Genomic DNA, 17,565 nt, shown 5'->3' on the forward strand with positions numbered 1-17,565 from the left:
AGTATTCTCCTACGCTATGCTCTCGCAGTAATCAATTCTTTCAATTCTACATCATCCTTCAACTTATTTAATTCTACAGTAGAAATTAACACCTGTAAACCTTCGTCGCTTTCAGTTAAAACAATAGGATAATCAAATTTATATCCGAATTTTGAAGCGTACTGCTTTCTGAATTCATCAGCATGCAGAAACTCCATTTCCAAACCTGAAGATTTCCTGAAGTGTTTCCAGGATTTCTTTTCTCCTGTAATTCCATAAGTAAGCTTGCAAAGGCTGCAACTATAAGTACCCGGACTAAAAATTTTATGCAGGCTGTCAAGCACTCCGTTTCCGGGTCCTGAAGCTGCATTATATATAAAAATCAATTTTTTCAGGTGATCAATTTTATAAAGGTTTCAAACCTGGACATCGCCAGGAAAGCTTCAGAAATTATTCCTGCTTAAGATTCATTTTTTCAGCAAAATAGTCACAAAAATCCTGCATTGTTGCTGTCATTTTTTCGTCTTGTGTGGAGCGATTAAAAGTGTTACTCATAGCCACAAGTGTCTGGTGAAAGAATTTTTTCATCTCATCTACGGGCATGTCTTTGGTCCACAGATCTATCCTTAAGGTTTCCTGGGCCTTACTATCCCATACAGAAAGCATTAGGGCTTTTGCTTCTTCTTTATAGATTTTCCCATCTTCTGCAGTCCAGTAAAGTTCCTCCGGAACGTGGTTTTCATCTGTAACTACCTCTATATTTATCTCAGATTTCTTGAATTGAGCCATTATTTCTTTGGTTTATAATTTGCATCATTAAATAGTTCTTCAGCACTGGCATCCAGCATTTCCTGAATGCTTACATCATTTTTATCCATATACTGTCTCAGCATTTGCCATGCAATATATTGCCCGAGCCTGTCTGGAGTTTCACTATCCAGCAACAAATAAAACTTCGAGAATGGTGCAGGATACAGGAAACGCGTATAAAGTTCTGAATTTGTATCGAAGAGCACCTCTTTTTCTACAAAGTACCTCCAGGTTTGCGCTTCGTTCTTTCTTGCCCACTCCAACTCCTCTTCAGTATATCCCATTTTTTCGGCATCAGATTTAAAAGGAATCCAAATATCCTTGAGATAGAGAATCTTTCCATAGTAGATCATATGAGCTAAAAATGTACGGGATTTTGGGCGAGGCACATATTCCTGAGCTATTGCAGTAGCCGCATCCGGGACTATTTGTGCTTTTTCGAAATTCTTCTTCAGATATTCCTGAATTCCCATATAAAATGGGTGATCTTCACCAAGGTATGTATCCAGCGAAATAAGCAGTTTACTTCCTGTATAAATAACTTTATTTTTATAGTCTACTTCAGAAGTTACCGTATAGACATCGGGCACTTCAAAGGTGGGAAAATAATATTTCACGTGCTGAAAAAGACTCTGCAACTCATCTTCCACTTCAGAAAATTTGGGATAAGCTTCAGCAACTTCAGTGTTTATTTCCTGCTGTATGGTATCTGAAATTTTATTTATCCAAACGCTGTCATGATATTGCGGCGGAAAGAAAAACGGAAACTCTTCTTTTAACGTCCCCAGCTTCCCCGGTGTTGCATCTGCAAATCGTTTGTCAAACCTCATTACTTCAAAATCCACCTGAATTTTCTCTATTTCCTTCTCAACATCAGATTTAGAATCGCATGCAATTAAGGCAGTAATACTTAAGATGAATAAAATTTTCCTGATCATTCTATCGTTATTGTGAAGGGTTTAACGCCAGCACCTTTTATAAATTACGTATAAGTATTAGATTTGTGTGCAAAGGTATTATTTACAAATTTAACCACCCAATATTATGCAGACCGAAAAAGTGACGAATCATATCATTGACTGGCTAAAAGATTATGCCACAAAGTCAAACATGCAAGGTTTTGTTTTAGGAATAAGTGGAGGAATAGATTCTGCAGTCACCTCAACTTTATGTGCAAAAACGGGCCTACGCACTTTATGTGTAGAAATGCCAATCCACCAGGCTCCGAATCAGGTAACAAGGGCGAAGAACCACATAAAGGCGTTAAAACAAAACTTCGCAAATGTTACTAATATCACGGTGGATCTTACTACAACTTTTGATCAATTTAAGGAAGTACTCCCTGCCGGGGAAAAAAACCAGCTGCTTGATCTCTCTCTGGCAAATTCCCGTGCCCGGCTTAGAATGACTACGTTGTATTACTTTGCTGGCCTACACCGATACCTGGTTGCCGGAACCGGAAATAAGGTAGAAGATTTTGGTGTAGGTTTCTATACTAAATATGGTGATGGCGGCGTTGATTTAAGTCCTATTGCAGATTTAATGAAAAGTGAAGTTTATGAAGTTGGTAAATATCTTAACGTTGCAGATGAAATTTTAGATGCAGCCCCTACAGACGGGCTTTTTGATGATAGTCCAAGTGACGAGGAACAGTTGGGTGCAAGCTATGACGAGCTGGAATGGGCTATGAAGCAACAAGAAAATGGAAAGACTTACGAGGATTTTTCAGGAAGGGAAGCAGAGGTTCTTAGACTGTATCATATATTAAATACTAAAAATCAACATAAGATTCAACCTATCCCGGTGTGTGAAATACCCGTTCATCTTAAGAAATAATCTCTTTATCGAAAACTTACCTAAGTCTCTAAATATGACAAGATTATCATCTATTTTTAAACAACTATACATGTATTAAGATCCCCCGGTTTGATACATGCCAATATCAGCCAAACTATGTATAAAGTATTAGTCGCAGACCACCATCCCGTGATTAGCCGGGGTATTGGCTTTATCCTCAAAAACAATCCGGCATTGGAAATCATCGGAAACGTTACAAATGGGGACGAGTTGTTTAAATTTCTTGAAAATGGAGTTCCAGATGTCCTTATTATAGAACTGGATTTACCACAGATCAATGGAATAAATGCATTGAGAAAAATAAAACAGGATTATCCGGGCACAAGAATGTTGATTTTTAGTACGCATCCTGAAGAAATGTATGCTTTAAGTACAATTAAGGCTGGAGCAGCGGGATATATTTCTAAAACAACAGATCCTGAAACTCTGGAGAAAGCTATTTACCAGGTGGCAAGAGGTGGTATTTACCTAAACAAGAAAATCACCGAACGTTTAAATTCCGGGATTTCCCAGGGAAAAGGACTTGTCGCGAAATTTAAAAGGCTTTCTACAAGAGAAACCGAAGTGCTCAATCTTCTTTCTTCAGGAAAAAGAAATAAAGATATTGCTGAAGCATTGGCAATTAACGAAAAGACCGTAAGTACTTATAAAACCAGGTTACTGAAGAAATTGAAGGTGGATAACGTTGCCGATCTTATAACCCAGTCCAGACTATTGCAACTCAATCTTACATAACCCGGTTAAGTTTATTGGAAAGCACCTTGTTAAGACTTAAGTAATCCATTACATCCTGGAGCGTGGCAGAATTGTCCTGATCTGTAACTTCTTTTACTTCCTGCTTTAGCTCTTCAATCTTTTGAGATACAAGATGCCGGCGCAGGTTTAGAATTGTCTCGCTAACAAGCCGGGAGACCCCCTCTTTTTTATCTTTTACAAAAATATCATTCCGTTCCCAGTCATGTAACTGATATTGCTCCTCCTCCATTAATATAGTCGTAACCTCTGAAACTTGTTGAGATTCCATTTCGTTGATAAAGCTCTCTATAGTAAAATTAGGATCGCTGTTAAACTTCTGAATAAGGATAGAGTAAATTTCCTGGAACTGAGGATTGGTAAAAGCGATTTCATCTTCCTGCAAATCCAGGAAAATCTTTTCAAATACTTTAGCCGTATGCTTTTCCGGCTCAAGCAGAAGTTCTCCGCTTTCGCTTTGCTTTAAAACAAGGTCTTCAAATTCTTCTTCCCTGCTCCCGTATAGTAATAAAAGACTTATTATATTCCGCTCCAGCTCATACAACTGGTTGATCTTTGGCTTTACCTTTTGGTCATCTTTTACAAGTTTGAGAGGTTTTTCAGTAGATTTTTTTCCTGAAGAACTTCCCTTGGAATCCCTGGAGTTTAACTGGGCCAGAGTTGTAAATAAAACGTCTTCAGAAATATCCATGATCCGGGAGCATTCCTGTACATAAATCTCCTGTTGAATATTATCAGGAATTTTCGAGATAGAACTTACCATATCCCGTATAACATCAGCCTTCTTTACAGGATCATTTTTTGCCTCTTTCACAAGAAGCGAAGCCTTATAGGAAATAAAATCGTATGCATTTTCCTGCAGGAATTTCCTCAACTCCTCTTCACTATACTTCTTAGCGAAGCTGTCCGGATCTTCACCCTCGGGAAACGTACAAACTCTCACATTCATTCCCTGCTCCAGGATAAGATCAATTCCCCGGAGGGAAGCTCTCGTTCCTGCCGCATCCCCATCAAACAGAACAGTAATATTCCGTGTTAGCCGGTTTATTAGCCTTATTTGCTCTGAAGTTAATGCAGTTCCCGAAGAAGAAACCACGTTTTCAATCCCGGTCTGGTTAAACTGAATAACATCTGTATAACCTTCTACAAGGTAACAATTATCTTCTTTTGCAATTGCCTGCTTTGCATGGTAAATTCCGTAAAGAACTTTGCTCTTATGATAAATTTCACTTTCTGGCGAATTCAGGTATTTGGCAGCTTTCTTATCATTGGTTAGGATTCTTCCTCCAAATCCTAAAACACGACCGGACATCGATTGGATAGGAAACATCACCCTTCCCTTAAACCTGTCAAACTGCTTCTCACCTTTTACAATAGTAAGACCGGTTTTTTCCAGGTAATCCAGTTTATAGCCGCTGCCCAGAGCTTCTTTAGTAAACGCATCCCACTCGTCCAGGCAATATCCCAAGTCGAATTTCTTAATCGTTTCAGCAGTGAATCCGCGTTCTTTAAAATAGCTTAAACCAATGGCATTTCCGGGATCGGTTTTATGCAGAATTTTCTGAAAATACTTGCTTGCATATTCAGAAACCAGGTACATACTTTCCTTCTCATCTGCCTGCTGCCTTTGCTCGTCTGTCTGCTCGGTTTCTTCAATTTCAATTCCGTACTTTTTGGCCAGGTATTTAATAGCTTCGGGATAGGTAAAATGTTCGTGCTCCATCAAAAAAGCAATCACATTACCTCCTTTTCCGCTGGAAAAATCTTTCCAGATTTGCTTTACGGGAGAAACCATAAAACTTGGCGTACGCTCGTCACTAAACGGACTAAGACCTTTTAAATTACTTCCAGACTTCTTTAACTGAACAAAATCTCCGATTACTTCCTCTACACGGGAAGTTTCAAAAACATTGTCGATTGTGGTTTTAGAAATCAAGAATTAGAAAGTTTTTAGCTAAACAGGCCACAAAAGTATACAATTCCATCCACATTGCATGGCTGGCTTAATTGCAAAAAAGCCTCATAAATTCTTCCAATCTATGAGGCTCTCTCTTAAAAAATCATGAATTCCTATTCCAGGTCAAATCTCAACCCGACAGAAAAATTATTTAGCTCCACATTAGGATCCTGAAAAATAGGATTCAAATCATATTTAACATACAAAGAAGTACCTCCCCATCCCATGTAACCACTAAGACCGTAGACAAAATCGTTGGTATTATAGTCATTCTTAAGCTTCTCCTTTACCCTATCGCCATCTTCTTCATATTTCAGTTTTTGCCGCTCTCCAATATTAAATCCTGCATAACCTCCAAGACCTATTTTAAACATTTCATTGGTGTCAAATTTTACACCACGGTAGGATTCATAACGCCTCGAAGGACCAAATTCAAAATGTACGGGAAAAACCAGGTTGTCCATACGAAATTTGGATTTATCTAAATCATATTCGAATTCTTCTAAATAAGTAAGATCTCCATCTTCAACAAAATAGTGGTTATCTTTAGGCTTCAACCCGTTCAACTGAAAAGAAGCTCCGTATCGTAATCTCAACCAGTTGGACTTATTGAAAACCCGAGTAGTAAATGCAATTCCAATTTCAAAGAAGCGGCTACCACCGATTTTAAAGTCTGAATCCTGCAGCGACTGCCCCTCAGAAAGCGCGTTGTTAAATCCTGCAGCAACAACTAGCGCAGAAGTTGTTCTTGTATAATAATTTTCATCATTATGCGGGCGCGAGTCCGTCTCAAACCTCCAGAAACTATCAGAATCATCTTCTTCCTCTTCGCCGCGGGAAAGCAAGGCGATTTTGTTCTCCAAAATAGCCACCCTGTTTTCGATATTTAAAGCATGTTTTTTTGCCGCTTCTTTTTTCAAGCTCTCAGCTTCTTCCCTGTTTATTTCTCTATTTTCCAGTTGAGAATTTATCCGTTCCACTTTTTCTTTTAGTGCAGCTTTTTCTTCCGCGACAATTTCCTCTTTTTGCTTCTGAAGATTTTCAATTTTTTCAGCATTCTCAGTTGTTTGAGTTTGCGCTTCGCATACCTCATAACTAAATAAGCTAAGAGCAATGTAAAAAATAACAGTTTTCATGATTTTTGATTTTTTAATGAAAGATTTCTCCTTCAAATTGATTGATGAATGACCCTTACGGGATCTTGATGATGATTATTAACTTTTTAGTACTAATCGTTTCTTGCTGCTACCGCTGTTCTTGCTTTCACAAAGCCATCTTTTAACATATCGAAGACTTTATCTCTAAAAGACGCATCCAGCTCTTCCTCTACATCTGCCAAAAGCGAAAGTGCATCTACCGATCCCGCAGTATATTGAAATTGTGAAGATTTGCTTATCTCTTTTGCAGCACTTGCCAGCAACTGGTCCACCTCATTATTTGTCAATTCAGGACCCTGGGCCTCTTTTGCAGCTATTTCAGCAATTATCTGCTCCAGTTTGCTCTTTAAAATTTCATTTTTAGTCAGTTCCTCTTCAGAAGTAGGTATTTTACTTTCGTTGATCGTATTTTCTTCAATTTTCTTCGGAATTTCAGCAGTTACAGCGACGATTTGCGTATTATTTACTGCTTTTTCCTGTTTCTGAACACTTTTTTCTTCCGGAGAATTAAAATTTGCTTCTGAAAACTCTTCAACTTCATTTTCTTCTGAAGCAATTCTTTCTTCAGGTCGATAATTGGCATTTTCAGGGGCTGCCTTATTTTCTTCCGTAGGATTATCTACGATTGAAGGTGAAGTGTTGGAAATGTCAGTTTTCAACAAAAAAGTTCCAATGAGGAGCGCTGTAATTGCCGCAGCGGCAATCCCCATCCACCATTTGCGGCTAATTCCGGATGAATTTTTCTCTTCAGCATCCAATTTCCTGCTTAATTTGTCCCAGCTGTCTTCTGAAGGCGATATTTGCCTTTTTTCGAGCTGCTCCTTAATATGTTTTTCAAATTTATTTGGTGCCATAACCTGTAGTACTTTTTGATGTTAATTTCTCCTGCAACATTTTTCTCGCTTTAAACAATTGTGATTTTGAAGTTCCTTCAGAAATATTCAGCATTTTCGAAATCTCGCTGTGCTTATAACCTTCTACAGCATACATTACAAAAACCATCCGGTAACCCTCGGGTAGTTCATCTATTAATTGCTGTAAATGTGCCACTTCCAATTCAGAATTAATATTATTTCCGCTTTCAGAATAATGGGACATTTCCTCCTGCTCAAATGCTACTTTGTGATTTGTCCGTAAAAAAGAAATTGCTTCTCTAACCATTATTTTGCGTATCCAGCCTTCAAAACTTCCTTCATCTTTAAACGAATTTAAGTTGGTAAAAACTTTAAAAAATCCATTGAGCATTACTTCTTCAGAATGATGAAGATCTTTAATATACTGCCTGCAAACGCTAAGCATTTTCCCCGAATGGATCTCGTACAAACGCTGTTGCGCCTCCCGGTTATTGTTGGCAGCACGCTTGATGAGTCGCGTATCGTTTTTAAAAAGCTGAATTACTTTCACCTGATAATTGTTATTAAAGGCTTCTATTTATATAGACGCGGAAAAGTTACAAAAGGTTGCCTGACCCAATTATTTTTTATTAAAATTTCTTTTGAAGAAAAATTACTCTTGAATTTACAGGTCGAAAATTGCCATTTTGAGCACGTGCCTATTGGGATTTAAATCTTGTATCTTTGCAACAGAATTCATTTTATGTCTGAAATTATACTTACCAGAATCAATAAATACCTGAGTGAAGTGGGCTACTGCTCGCGCCGGGAAGCCGATAAATTAATCGAACAGGGCAGAATTACCCTAAACGGAAAAGTCCCTGAAATGGGAACCAAAGTGGCTCCCGGAGATGAAGTGCGGGTAAATGGAAAATTAGTTTCCAAAGAAGAACTTAAGGAGCCGAATGTTTACCTGGCTTTTAATAAGCCAGTCGGGATCGTCTGCACTACAGATACTCGGGTCGAAAAAGATAATATTATAGATTACATCAATTATCCAAAACGGATTTTTCCAATTGGCCGGCTGGATAAACCAAGTGAAGGATTGATTTTCCTTACCAACGATGGGGATATTGTAAACAAAATTTTGCGTGCCCGCAACAACCACGAGAAAGAATATATTGTTAGCGTTAATAAACCAATCACCAAAGATTTTATAAACCGAATGGGCTCCGGAATTCCAATTCTGGGAACAACTACAAAGAAATGTGAAGTAGAGCAGCTCGGGAAATATGAATTCAGGATTATTCTGACCCAGGGATTAAACAGACAGATTAGAAGGATGTGCGAATTTTTAGGCTATGAAGTTGCATCACTGAAGCGTATTAGAATCATGAATGTGCAACTGGATGTTCCGGTTGGAAAATGGCGGGAACTAACCGAAGATGAACTTAAAACCATTAATAGTATGGTAGATGAGTCGGTAAAGACAGAAGAAGCCTCAAAACTTAAAGATTCGCCCAATAAGCAGAAAATTAAGAAGCACCTTCCGAAGAAAGAAAACCTTCATAATGTAAGGCGTAAGCGCAGAAACAAATCTTAACAGATTATTAGCGCCCGGCGCAACCTTCATCTAAATATATCTTGCTAATTTTAAGCGAAATTGATTTTCTCTGGCCTAGAAAAATCAGAATGCCATAAACCAACCAATATTATGAGAATACAACCTTTTCATCTTGCCATACCGGTTTCTGACCTTCAGAAATGTAGAAAGTTCTATAGGGAAACCCTCGGTTGCGGAGAAGGACGTAGTAGCGATCATTGGGTGGATTTTAATTTTTTTGGTCATCAACTGGTCATTCATTATAAAGCACCTGAAGAAACAGCTTCTTCCGGGAGCAATCCAGTGGATGGGAAAGATGTGCCGATACCCCACTTTGGAGTTGTTTTGCAATGGGATGTTTTTCAAGAGTTTACCAAATTATTAAAATCCAAAAATATTGATTTTGTTATTGAACCCTATATACGTTTTGAGGGACAGGTAGGCGAACAGGCTACAATGTTTTTTAAAGACCCTTGCGGTAATGCGCTGGAGTTCAAGGCTTTCAGAGACAAGGATCAGCTTTTTGCCAAGTAATTACCAACTAAATATACTATGAACACATTAAAACCGGCTCTGGTACGTCAGATCTTCGTGCTTTTGCTAATTCTTTTTTTAACGGTTTTAATATTTAAGGAAATTGTCCCTTATTTATCCGGAGTTCTTGGCGCAATTACACTTTATGCACTTCTTATAAACTGGATGCGAAAATTACTTTATCGTGGATGGAAACCCAGCCTCGCAGCAGCCTTTTTAATGTCCGGTTCTTTTGTTGGTATACTTGTACCGGTAACGCTAATTGTTCTTATGCTTTCTTCTAAAATAGGAAAAGCCGTCGCAAATTCAGAGAGAGTGGTTTCTGCTGTAAAAGAACAAACTTTTTATCTGGAGGATTATTTTGGATACAATTTGAGTCAGACCATCGACACCTCCTCTGTTACAAGCTGGATCTCTACTAATCTTCAAAGTCTTGCAGGAGGCACCTTTGATGCTTTTATAGCAATAGGGATTATGTACTTTATGCTCTATTATATGCTTACCAACAGAGAGGCTCTTAAAGATTCCCTAATTGCATATATCCCACTGGGAAAAGAAAACCTTACTCATATTGGCGAAGAAAGTAATCAGCTGGTAAAATCAAACGCATTGGGCATACCATTGGTAGCGCTCTGCCAGGGGATTATTGCGTTAATAGGTTATCTCGTCATAGGTGTCCCCGATCCTTTCTTCTGGTTTGTAATTACAGCAGTTGGCTCCATGATCCCATTTATAGGAACCGCACTGGGGATTCTTCCGGTAACCATCCTTCTATTTGCCCAGGGAGATAATCTCCAGGCGATTGCGATACTAATTTATGGATTTGTAGTGGTAGGAGCAACAGACAATATTATTCGTCTTTATGTACTGGAAAGACTGGCGAGTGTTCATCCTCTAATCACGCTCTTTGGAGTAGTTGTAGGGGTACCGCTCTTTGGCTTTATAGGTTTAATTTTTGGACCTATTTTGATCTCTTTGTTCTTATTAATTCTGAAAATATACAAGAAGGAATATGGAAATGCCCATAATAGATTATAAATAACTATTAACTAAAACACGAAACAATGTTAGAAAAGAAGCTAAATGAATTAGACGAAAAGTACCTGAAAGAAGGAGCTGCAAAAATTAAAGATGGAGATGTGGAAATTGCTGCGGAAAATCAGGAGCAGATTTCAGACAAAATCCTCAATTCCAGTATGCTGAAAAAATATACTGAAATAGGAAAATTAATGTTTGGTATGCTGCAGGATTACCGTAAGGGAATTTACAGCAATATACCATGGTTTACGATCGCGGCTATTACATTCGCACTGCTGTATATTCTAAACCCTCTTGATGTTGTCCCCGATTTTATTCCCGGACTAGGCTATATAGATGATTTTGCCATCATGACCGTAGCCTTAAGATTTCTTGAAACCGATCTACACAGTTACCTCGACTGGAAACTTGCTGAAGGAGATTCGGGAGAAGAGGAAAATCCGGAAAACGCTTAATATTAGCTTTGGTGTTCTTTTTTTAGAGCTCTATGACGTTCTCTTGCAAGTAAAGTGTTTTTCAGCAACATAGAAACAGTCATAGGGCCTACACCTCCCGGCACCGGAGTGATATAAGATGCACGTTTACTAACATTTTCGAAGTCCACGTCTCCTTTGATGATATATCCCCTGGGACTATCTTCATCTGGAACGCGGGTGATCCCCACATCAATGATTACGGCATCATCTTTTATCATTTCCCCTTTAAGAAAATCGGGGATACCAACGGCGATAATAATAATATCTGCCTGAGAGGTAATTTGAGTAATGTTTTTGGTAAACTCGTGGGTAAGTGTAACCGTAGAATTCCCTGGGAAGCCGCTACGCCCCATAAGGATGCTCATTGGTCTTCCTACAATATAACTTCTGCCAATCACCACAGTATGTTTTCCTTTGGTAGGAATATCGTATCGCTCCAGTAATTCTAAAATCCCAAATGGCGTCGCCGGAATAAAGGAGGTCATATCAAATGCCATTTTCCCAAAGTTGGTAGGGTGAAACCCATCTACATCTTTATCAGGATCTACTGCTAACAGCACTTTTTGCGTATCAATTTGTTTAGGCAATGGAAGCTGAACAATAAACCCGTCGATATCATCATTCTGATTTAATTCTTCAATCTTATCCAGCAATTCCAGTTCACTCACGGTAGAAGGCAGTCTATAGAGCGACGATTCGAAACCTACCTGCTTACAGGATTTTACTTTACTATTTACGTAAGTAAGGCTTGCTCCGTCGTTTCCAACAATAATTGCAGCCAAATGCGGAACCTTTTCTCCGCGTTCTTTCATTTTTGTAACCTCTTCAGCAATTTCATTTTTAATGTCGTTGCTGATTTTCTTACCGTCGAGTATTGTCATATTTAGTTAACAGTGTTCAGTCTCAGTTTGCAGTCATTCTTTACTTGCTCCAAACTTAGCAGGATTGTTTATCATATAGTTTAGCAGCTTTCCAACTTCTAAACTTTTTTGGTTTAGTTCTTCTTTGGTACTTTTAGTAATATACTCACAAGCATAAGCAAATTCCAACCAACTTTGTGTTTCAGCATTTTCAGCATCACTATCAGTCAATTTACTAACAAAGTGATTAGGATACCGCCGCTTTCGATAAGCTTCCGCAACATTTGCACAAACCGAACGCGAACTTCTTCTGATTTGATCTGTCAAAGAATACTTCTCTTCTTTTGGAAATTCTTTTGTGAGATTAAAAATATCCATTGCAAGGCCAAAACCAATTTCATAAACTTTTAATGATCTAAAATCCATTAACCCGAAAATTTACTGCCTACTGCCCCTGCAGACTGTTTTTTTACTTCATCCCCTTCATCATATTCATCATCTGCCGGCCTCCGCCACCTTGCATCATCTTCATCATTTTGCCCATCTGGTTGAATTGCTTCAAGAGCTGATTCACTTCCTGAACAGAAGTTCCGGAGCCTTTGCCAATTCTCTTCTTCCTGCTGGAATTAATGATTTTTGGATTACTTCTTTCTTCCGGAGTCATTGAATGGATTATTGCTTCAATTCCTTTAAAGGCATCATCATCAATATCTACATCCTTCAGCATTTTTCCTGCTCCCGGAATCATCCCAAGAAGATCCTTCATAGATCCCATTTTTTTGATTTGCTGAAGCTGATTCAGAAAATCATCAAATCCGAATTTATTTTTGGCAATTTTCTTCTGAAGTTTCCTCGCTTCCTCTTCATCATACTGTTCCTGCGCACGCTCCACAAGGGAAACCACGTCACCCATCCCCAAAATCCTGTCGGCCATACGGGAAGGATAGAACACATCCATTGCATCCATCTTCTCACCGGTACCAATAAACTTGATGGGTTTGTTTACAACAGATTTAATCGAAATTGCCGCACCACCACGAGTATCACCATCTAATTTAGTAAGGATAACACCGTCAAAATTAAGGCGCTCGTTAAAAGTCTTCGCTGTATTTACCGCATCCTGTCCAGTCATGGAATCTACCACGAACAAAGTTTCCTGTGGCTGGATGGCACTGTGAATATTTGCAATTTCGGTCATCATCGCCTCGTCGATCGCCAGACGACCCGCGGTATCTATGATCACCACATTGTGTCCGTTTTCTTTGGCATACGCAATGGCAGCCTTTGAAATTGCAACCGGATCCTGATTTCCTTCATCACTAAAAACCTCAACACCAACCTGCTCTCCAACTACATGAAGCTGATTGATCGCCGCCGGCCTGTATACATCACAGGCAACCAAAAGCGGTTTTTTAGTTTTTTTAGTTTTAAGATAATTCGCAAGTTTCGCTGAAAAAGTCGTCTTACCACTACCCTGCAAACCAGACATTAATATTACAGAAGGATTTCCTGAGAGGTTTACTCCTGCAGCTTCACCACCCATAAGTTGGGTAAGCTCATCTTTTACAAGCTTTACCAACATCTGGCCTGGTTTTAAGGCTGTAAGCACATCCTGTCCAAGAGCCTTTTCCTTAACCTTACTGGTAAATTCTTTTGCAATTTTATAGTTAACATCGGCATCTACCAAAGCCCGTCGCACTTCCTTTAAAGTCTCTGCTACGTTAATTTCGGTAATCTGGCCATGCCCTTTTAAGACATGAAAGGCATTATCTAACTTGTCACTTAAATTATCAAACATATTCTTGCTACGTTTTTAAGAGTTGCAAAGATAAGGATTGACAACTTAGTTACAAAGGCAGTTATACGGAAAAGATTGAAGATTAAATTGTTTGCTCCAACAAAAAACCACCATACTAAAAGCACAGTGGTTTCTAAATAAAATCTTATTCTAAGGCCTAATTTCTCCTTCTGCTGTAATTGCCGCCAGATTTCGGCTTATTATTATTCCTTCTCGGGCGGTTATTCGCCTTGTTTTCAGCTTTCTTTTCTAAAACTTCATCAAGACTTTCAGTTGGTTCAAAACCAGTAATCACTTCTTTTTCCAGCGTTTCACCAAGAAGTTTCTCGATGCCCCGCACATATTCATTTTCATCTACACTCACCAAAGAAATAGCTTCTCCACTCGCTCCTGCCCTTCCGGTACGTCCAATCCTATGAACATAATCTTCCGGAATATTGGGAAGTTCGTAATTTATAACATGCGGCAAAAGTGGAATATCAAGGCCACGGGCGGCAATATCTGTTGCAACCAATACGCGTACATTTCCTTTTTTAAATCCGTCAAGTGCTTTTGTTCGTGCACCCTGGCTCTTGTTACCGTGGATTGCTGCGGAAGTAATTCCGGTTTTTCCCAGTTTTTCACTTAATCGATTTGCACCGTGTTTGGTTCTGGTAAAAACAAGCACCTGTTCCCAGTTTCCGTCTGAAATCAATTTGGTAATTAAAGCAGTTTTCTTGGATTTGTTGGTCCTGTAAACTTTCTGGTCTACCTTTTCTGCCGTTGTATTTTCCGGAGTAGCTTCAACTAAAACAGGTTTTGTAAGGAAAGTATTCGCCAGTTTCTTTATTTCCTTTGAAAAAGTTGCTGAAAAAAGCAAATTCTGACGCTTTTCTGGCATAAGTGCAAGAATTTTCTTGATATCTCTAAGAAACCCCATGTCGAGCATCCTATCGGCTTCATCCAGAACTAAAATTTCAATATTGGATAAACTAAATGCTTTTTGCTGATGCAAATCCAGCAAACGACCAGGTGTTGCCACCAGAATATCTACTCCCTGGCGTAAAGCACGAATTTGTGGTGCGGAATTTACTCCACCAAAAATCACATGTGATTTGATATCCAAAAATGTACTATAATCCTTAACATCTTCTAAAACCTGTGCGGCAAGTTCCCTCGTTGGGGTCAAAACCAAAGCGCGGACGGGCCTTTTTCTTAAATTTTCTCCTTCAGATAATATCTGAAGCATTGGCAAAGTAAACCCGGCTGTTTTACCGGTTCCTGTTTGCGCCGATGCTAAAATATCTCTTCCTTCTAAAATAAATGGAATTGCCTTTTCCTGAATAGGGGAAGGCGTAGTGTGTCCTTTTTTACTGATTGCTTTCAGCAAGGGTTCAGACAGACCCAATGATTTAAATGACATAAAAATTGTTTAAAAAATGACAATTTTAAGCTATGCCATTTTTATATAAGCGGCAAAGGTACAGCTAATTCCCGAGCTAATCTATTTTTAGAGTTTTTGAGGGTTTGTTGTCTGTTGTTTGTGGTTCGCCGCAGGAACCCGTATACTTCTTCACGAAAAAAGTAAAAATTGAAAAGTGAAAATTCTAATTTTCCTCTCTCCTCTAAAAAAGTTGAGCTTCAAAAATGGCAAATATCGACCTATTATCTTTGCCACAAATTCATCTATTTTTTTTCCTCTCTCCTCTTTTTCTCTATTTTCTCCTCTGAAAAAAGACAAGCTTCAAAAATAGCAATTATCGGCATAAAAGGTTCGTACTTCTAACTTTGTTTCCCATAATTCTATTTCTCCCGCAGATTTCGCAGATATGCGCAGATCATTTTTATGAACTTTGCAGAAAGTAAAGACACTCAAATGATAATTACCGACCTACTGAAGATTCTTTTGCCACCAATACACAGAGAAACATGAAATACTTCTGAAAACATGTCTATTTTCTTTCCTCTCTCCTCTTTTCTCTATTCTCTATTCTCTTTCCTCTAAAAAAGCTAAACCTCAAAAATGGCAATTATCGGCACTACGTCTCAATTTGCATCTCCCACTTCCCACTTCGTTACCTCGAACTTCTAATTTCGTACTTCAACAACTACATTCTCTCCGGAACCTCAATTCCCAATAAAGCGAAAGACGATTTTATCACGTTTCCAACTGCCTTAGATAATTGAACCCTAAAAATTTTCTCTTCCAGTTCGTCTGCGCCTAAAATGGTGACGTTTTGATAAAAGGAATTGAACTCCTTCACCAAATCGTAGGTATAATTGGCGATAAGCGCCGGACTATGATTCTCTGCAGCTAATTGAACCGTTCCAGGGTAAAGCTGAAGCTGCTTTATCAATTCTTTCTCCTTGTCGTGCAACTGATAGTCTGTAGGGACTTCTTTACTATGGTCAAAATTGGCTTTTCTGATGATCGATTGGATCCTGGCGTAGGTGTACTGGATAAACGGGCCTGTATTTCCCTGGAAATCCACCGACTCTTTTGGATCAAATAAAATCCGTTTTTTAGGATCCACCTTCAGGATATAATATTTTAAGGCTCCAAGACCAATGGTGCGATACAATTCATCTTTTTCTTCTTCAGAATAACCGTCTAATTTTCCTAATTCTTCAGAAATAGTACGGGCTGTTTCCTTCATTTCAACAATAAGATCATCGGCATCTACAACCGTTCCTTCGCGGCTTTTCATTTTTCCGCTGGGTAAATCGACCATTCCGTAGCTAAGGTGGTAAAGATAATCTGCCCAATCAAAACCAAGTTTTTTCAGAATAAGGAAAAGCACTTTAAAGTGATAATCCTGTTCGTTTCCTACCGTATAAACCATTCCGTTAATATCGAAATCTTTCACACGCTGAATGGCCGTACCAATATCCTGCGTCATATAAACCGCCGTACCATCGCTTCTAAGCACAATTTTCTCGTCCAAGCCTTCGTCTGTAAGATCTATCCAAACACTGCCGTCGTCTTTTTTATAAAAAACTCCTTTTTCCAGTCCCTGGTTTACCACATCTTTGCCAAGAAGATAGGTGTTGCTTTCGTAGTAATTTTTGTCAAAATCTACTCCCAGTGCATCATATGTTTTCTCGAAACCATCGTAAACCCACTGATTCATCTTTTCCCAGAGCGCAACCACTTCAGGATCTCCCGCTTCCCATTTTAGCAACATTTGTTTTGCTTCAACCAAAATAGGTGCTTCAGCTTTTGCTGCGTCTTCAGAAAGACCTTTTTCCTTTAATTCAGAAATTTCTTTTTTGTATTCCTGGTCGAATTTCACATAGTAATTGCCGACAAGTTTATCTCCTTTAAGCCCTGTAGACGCCGGAGTTTCTCCATTTCCGAAGCGTTCCCAGGCCAGCATGGATTTACAAATATGGATTCCGCGGTCGTTTATAATCTGAGTTTTATAGACTTTATTCCCGGCAGCTTTCAGAATTTCTGAAACCGAATAGCCTAATAAATTATTCCGGATATGTCCAAGATGTAAGGGTTTGTTGGTATTTGGCGAGGAATATTCTACCATAATTCCCTTGGCATCCTGAGCCGGAGGAAGAATTCCGAAATCTTCCCTGTTCTTCATATTTCCGAAGAAATTGAGGTAAAAAGAATTACTCAGAACTATATTTAAAAATCCCTGCACCACGTTAAAATGAGAAACCTCAGCAACATTCTCCTGAAGATAATTGCCAATTTCCTGCCCTAACTTTGCAGGATTAGTTTTAACCTGGCGCAACATAGGAAAAGTAACCAGCGTAACATCACCTTCAAAATCTTTACGTGTAGGCTGAAATTCTATCTGGTCTATTTCAACATTATGAATCTTTTTTACAGCTTCTTTTACGTGTGTTGCAAGAATGCTCTGAATTGCCATTTTTTCCTATGTTTAAAATTATATTCTGAATTAAGAAGGTGCAA

General features: G+C 38.8%; 18 protein-coding genes. 6 read left to right on the forward strand and 12 right to left on the reverse strand.

Going from position 1 to position 17,565, the window contains the following annotated elements:
• Positions 1-14: 14 nt before the first annotated feature.
• The 3 genes from RM541_RS00345 to gldB form a co-directional block, all read right to left on the reverse strand.
• Positions 15-365: a GTPase gene (locus RM541_RS00345; protein ID WP_311494363.1), complete on the reverse strand. Its 351-nt coding sequence runs from the start codon at positions 363-365 to the stop codon at positions 15-17.
• Positions 366-429: 64 nt separating this feature from the next.
• Positions 430-768 (reverse strand): gliding motility protein GldC, encoded by a 339-nt coding sequence (gene gldC / locus RM541_RS00350; RefSeq protein ID WP_311498270.1) that lies wholly within the window; start codon positions 766-768, stop codon positions 430-432.
• Positions 768-1,727 carry a gliding motility lipoprotein GldB gene (gene gldB / locus RM541_RS00355; RefSeq protein WP_311498271.1) on the reverse strand — a complete coding sequence of 320 codons (960 nt, stop codon included), beginning with the start codon at positions 1,725-1,727 and terminating at the stop codon, positions 768-770. Before gldB ends, gldC begins: the two co-directional genes overlap by 1 nt.
• A gap of 106 nt (positions 1,728-1,833) precedes the next feature.
• Between gldB and nadE the strand changes: the two genes are divergently transcribed.
• Both nadE and RM541_RS00365 read left to right on the forward strand, forming a co-directional pair.
• On the forward strand, positions 1,834-2,625 hold the full coding sequence (gene nadE, locus RM541_RS00360) for an NAD(+) synthase (protein ID WP_311498272.1): 792 nt from the start codon (positions 1,834-1,836) through the stop codon (positions 2,623-2,625).
• A 117-nt stretch (positions 2,626-2,742) separates the two neighbouring features.
• The gene (locus tag RM541_RS00365; RefSeq protein ID WP_311498273.1) at positions 2,743-3,381 is read left to right on the forward strand and encodes a response regulator; all 639 of its coding nucleotides are present in this window, start codon (positions 2,743-2,745) and stop codon (positions 3,379-3,381) included.
• Here the strand turns inward: RM541_RS00365 and dnaG are convergent.
• From dnaG to RM541_RS00385, 4 genes are all read right to left on the reverse strand, one after another.
• On the reverse strand, positions 3,374-5,335 hold the full coding sequence (dnaG, locus tag RM541_RS00370; protein ID WP_311498274.1) for a DNA primase: 1,962 nt from the start codon (positions 5,333-5,335) through the stop codon (positions 3,374-3,376). The genes RM541_RS00365 and dnaG overlap by 8 nt on opposite strands.
• A gap of 134 nt (positions 5,336-5,469) precedes the next feature.
• A complete protein-coding gene (locus tag RM541_RS00375) occupies positions 5,470-6,492 on the reverse strand; it encodes a hypothetical protein (protein ID WP_311498275.1) in 1,023 nt (340 codons plus the stop codon).
• A gap of 92 nt (positions 6,493-6,584) precedes the next feature.
• Positions 6,585-7,367, reverse strand: a complete 783-nt coding sequence (locus tag RM541_RS00380; protein ID WP_311498276.1) for a hypothetical protein — start codon at positions 7,365-7,367, stop codon at positions 6,585-6,587.
• On the reverse strand, positions 7,354-7,917 hold the full coding sequence (locus RM541_RS00385; protein WP_311498277.1) for an RNA polymerase sigma factor: 564 nt from the start codon (positions 7,915-7,917) through the stop codon (positions 7,354-7,356). The genes RM541_RS00380 and RM541_RS00385 overlap by 14 nt, the downstream gene beginning before the upstream one ends.
• 192 nt (positions 7,918-8,109) lie before the next feature.
• On the opposite strand from RM541_RS00385, the gene rluF reads away from it, so the two are divergent.
• From rluF to RM541_RS00405, 4 genes are all read left to right on the forward strand, one after another.
• The gene (rluF, locus tag RM541_RS00390; RefSeq protein ID WP_311498278.1) at positions 8,110-8,949 is read left to right on the forward strand and encodes a 23S rRNA pseudouridine(2604) synthase RluF; all 840 of its coding nucleotides are present in this window, start codon (positions 8,110-8,112) and stop codon (positions 8,947-8,949) included.
• A gap of 111 nt (positions 8,950-9,060) precedes the next feature.
• Positions 9,061-9,483 carry a VOC family protein gene (locus RM541_RS00395; RefSeq protein WP_432264652.1) on the forward strand — a complete coding sequence of 141 codons (423 nt, stop codon included), beginning with the start codon at positions 9,061-9,063 and terminating at the stop codon, positions 9,481-9,483.
• Positions 9,484-9,501: 18 nt separating this feature from the next.
• Entirely contained in the window at positions 9,502-10,521 is a 1,020-nt protein-coding gene (locus tag RM541_RS00400; protein ID WP_311498279.1) for an AI-2E family transporter, read from the forward strand.
• A gap of 26 nt (positions 10,522-10,547) precedes the next feature.
• A complete protein-coding gene (locus tag RM541_RS00405) occupies positions 10,548-10,976 on the forward strand; it encodes a YkvA family protein (RefSeq protein ID WP_311498280.1) in 429 nt (142 codons plus the stop codon).
• A gap of 2 nt (positions 10,977-10,978) precedes the next feature.
• Here RM541_RS00405 and RM541_RS00410 read toward each other — a convergent pair whose 3' ends face one another.
• From RM541_RS00410 to argS, 5 genes are all read right to left on the reverse strand, one after another.
• The gene (locus RM541_RS00410; protein ID WP_311498281.1) at positions 10,979-11,878 is read right to left on the reverse strand and encodes a bifunctional 5,10-methylenetetrahydrofolate dehydrogenase/5,10-methenyltetrahydrofolate cyclohydrolase; all 900 of its coding nucleotides are present in this window, start codon (positions 11,876-11,878) and stop codon (positions 10,979-10,981) included.
• Between the two features lie 33 nt (positions 11,879-11,911).
• Entirely contained in the window at positions 11,912-12,283 is a 372-nt protein-coding gene (locus RM541_RS00415; protein ID WP_311498282.1) for a four helix bundle protein, read from the reverse strand.
• A gap of 43 nt (positions 12,284-12,326) precedes the next feature.
• On the reverse strand, positions 12,327-13,655 hold the full coding sequence (gene ffh, locus RM541_RS00420) for a signal recognition particle protein (RefSeq protein ID WP_311498283.1): 1,329 nt from the start codon (positions 13,653-13,655) through the stop codon (positions 12,327-12,329).
• A gap of 157 nt (positions 13,656-13,812) precedes the next feature.
• Entirely contained in the window at positions 13,813-15,057 is a 1,245-nt protein-coding gene (locus RM541_RS00425) for a DEAD/DEAH box helicase (RefSeq protein ID WP_311498284.1), read from the reverse strand.
• 685 nt (positions 15,058-15,742) lie between these two features.
• Complete coding sequence (gene argS / locus RM541_RS00430) at positions 15,743-17,521, reverse strand: arginine--tRNA ligase (protein ID WP_311498285.1); 1,779 nt, start codon at positions 17,519-17,521, stop codon at positions 15,743-15,745.
• Positions 17,522-17,565: the final 44 nt, after the last annotated feature.

The organism is Autumnicola psychrophila (assembly GCF_031846645.1).
Taxonomy (GTDB): domain Bacteria; phylum Bacteroidota; class Bacteroidia; order Flavobacteriales; family Flavobacteriaceae; genus Autumnicola; species Autumnicola psychrophila.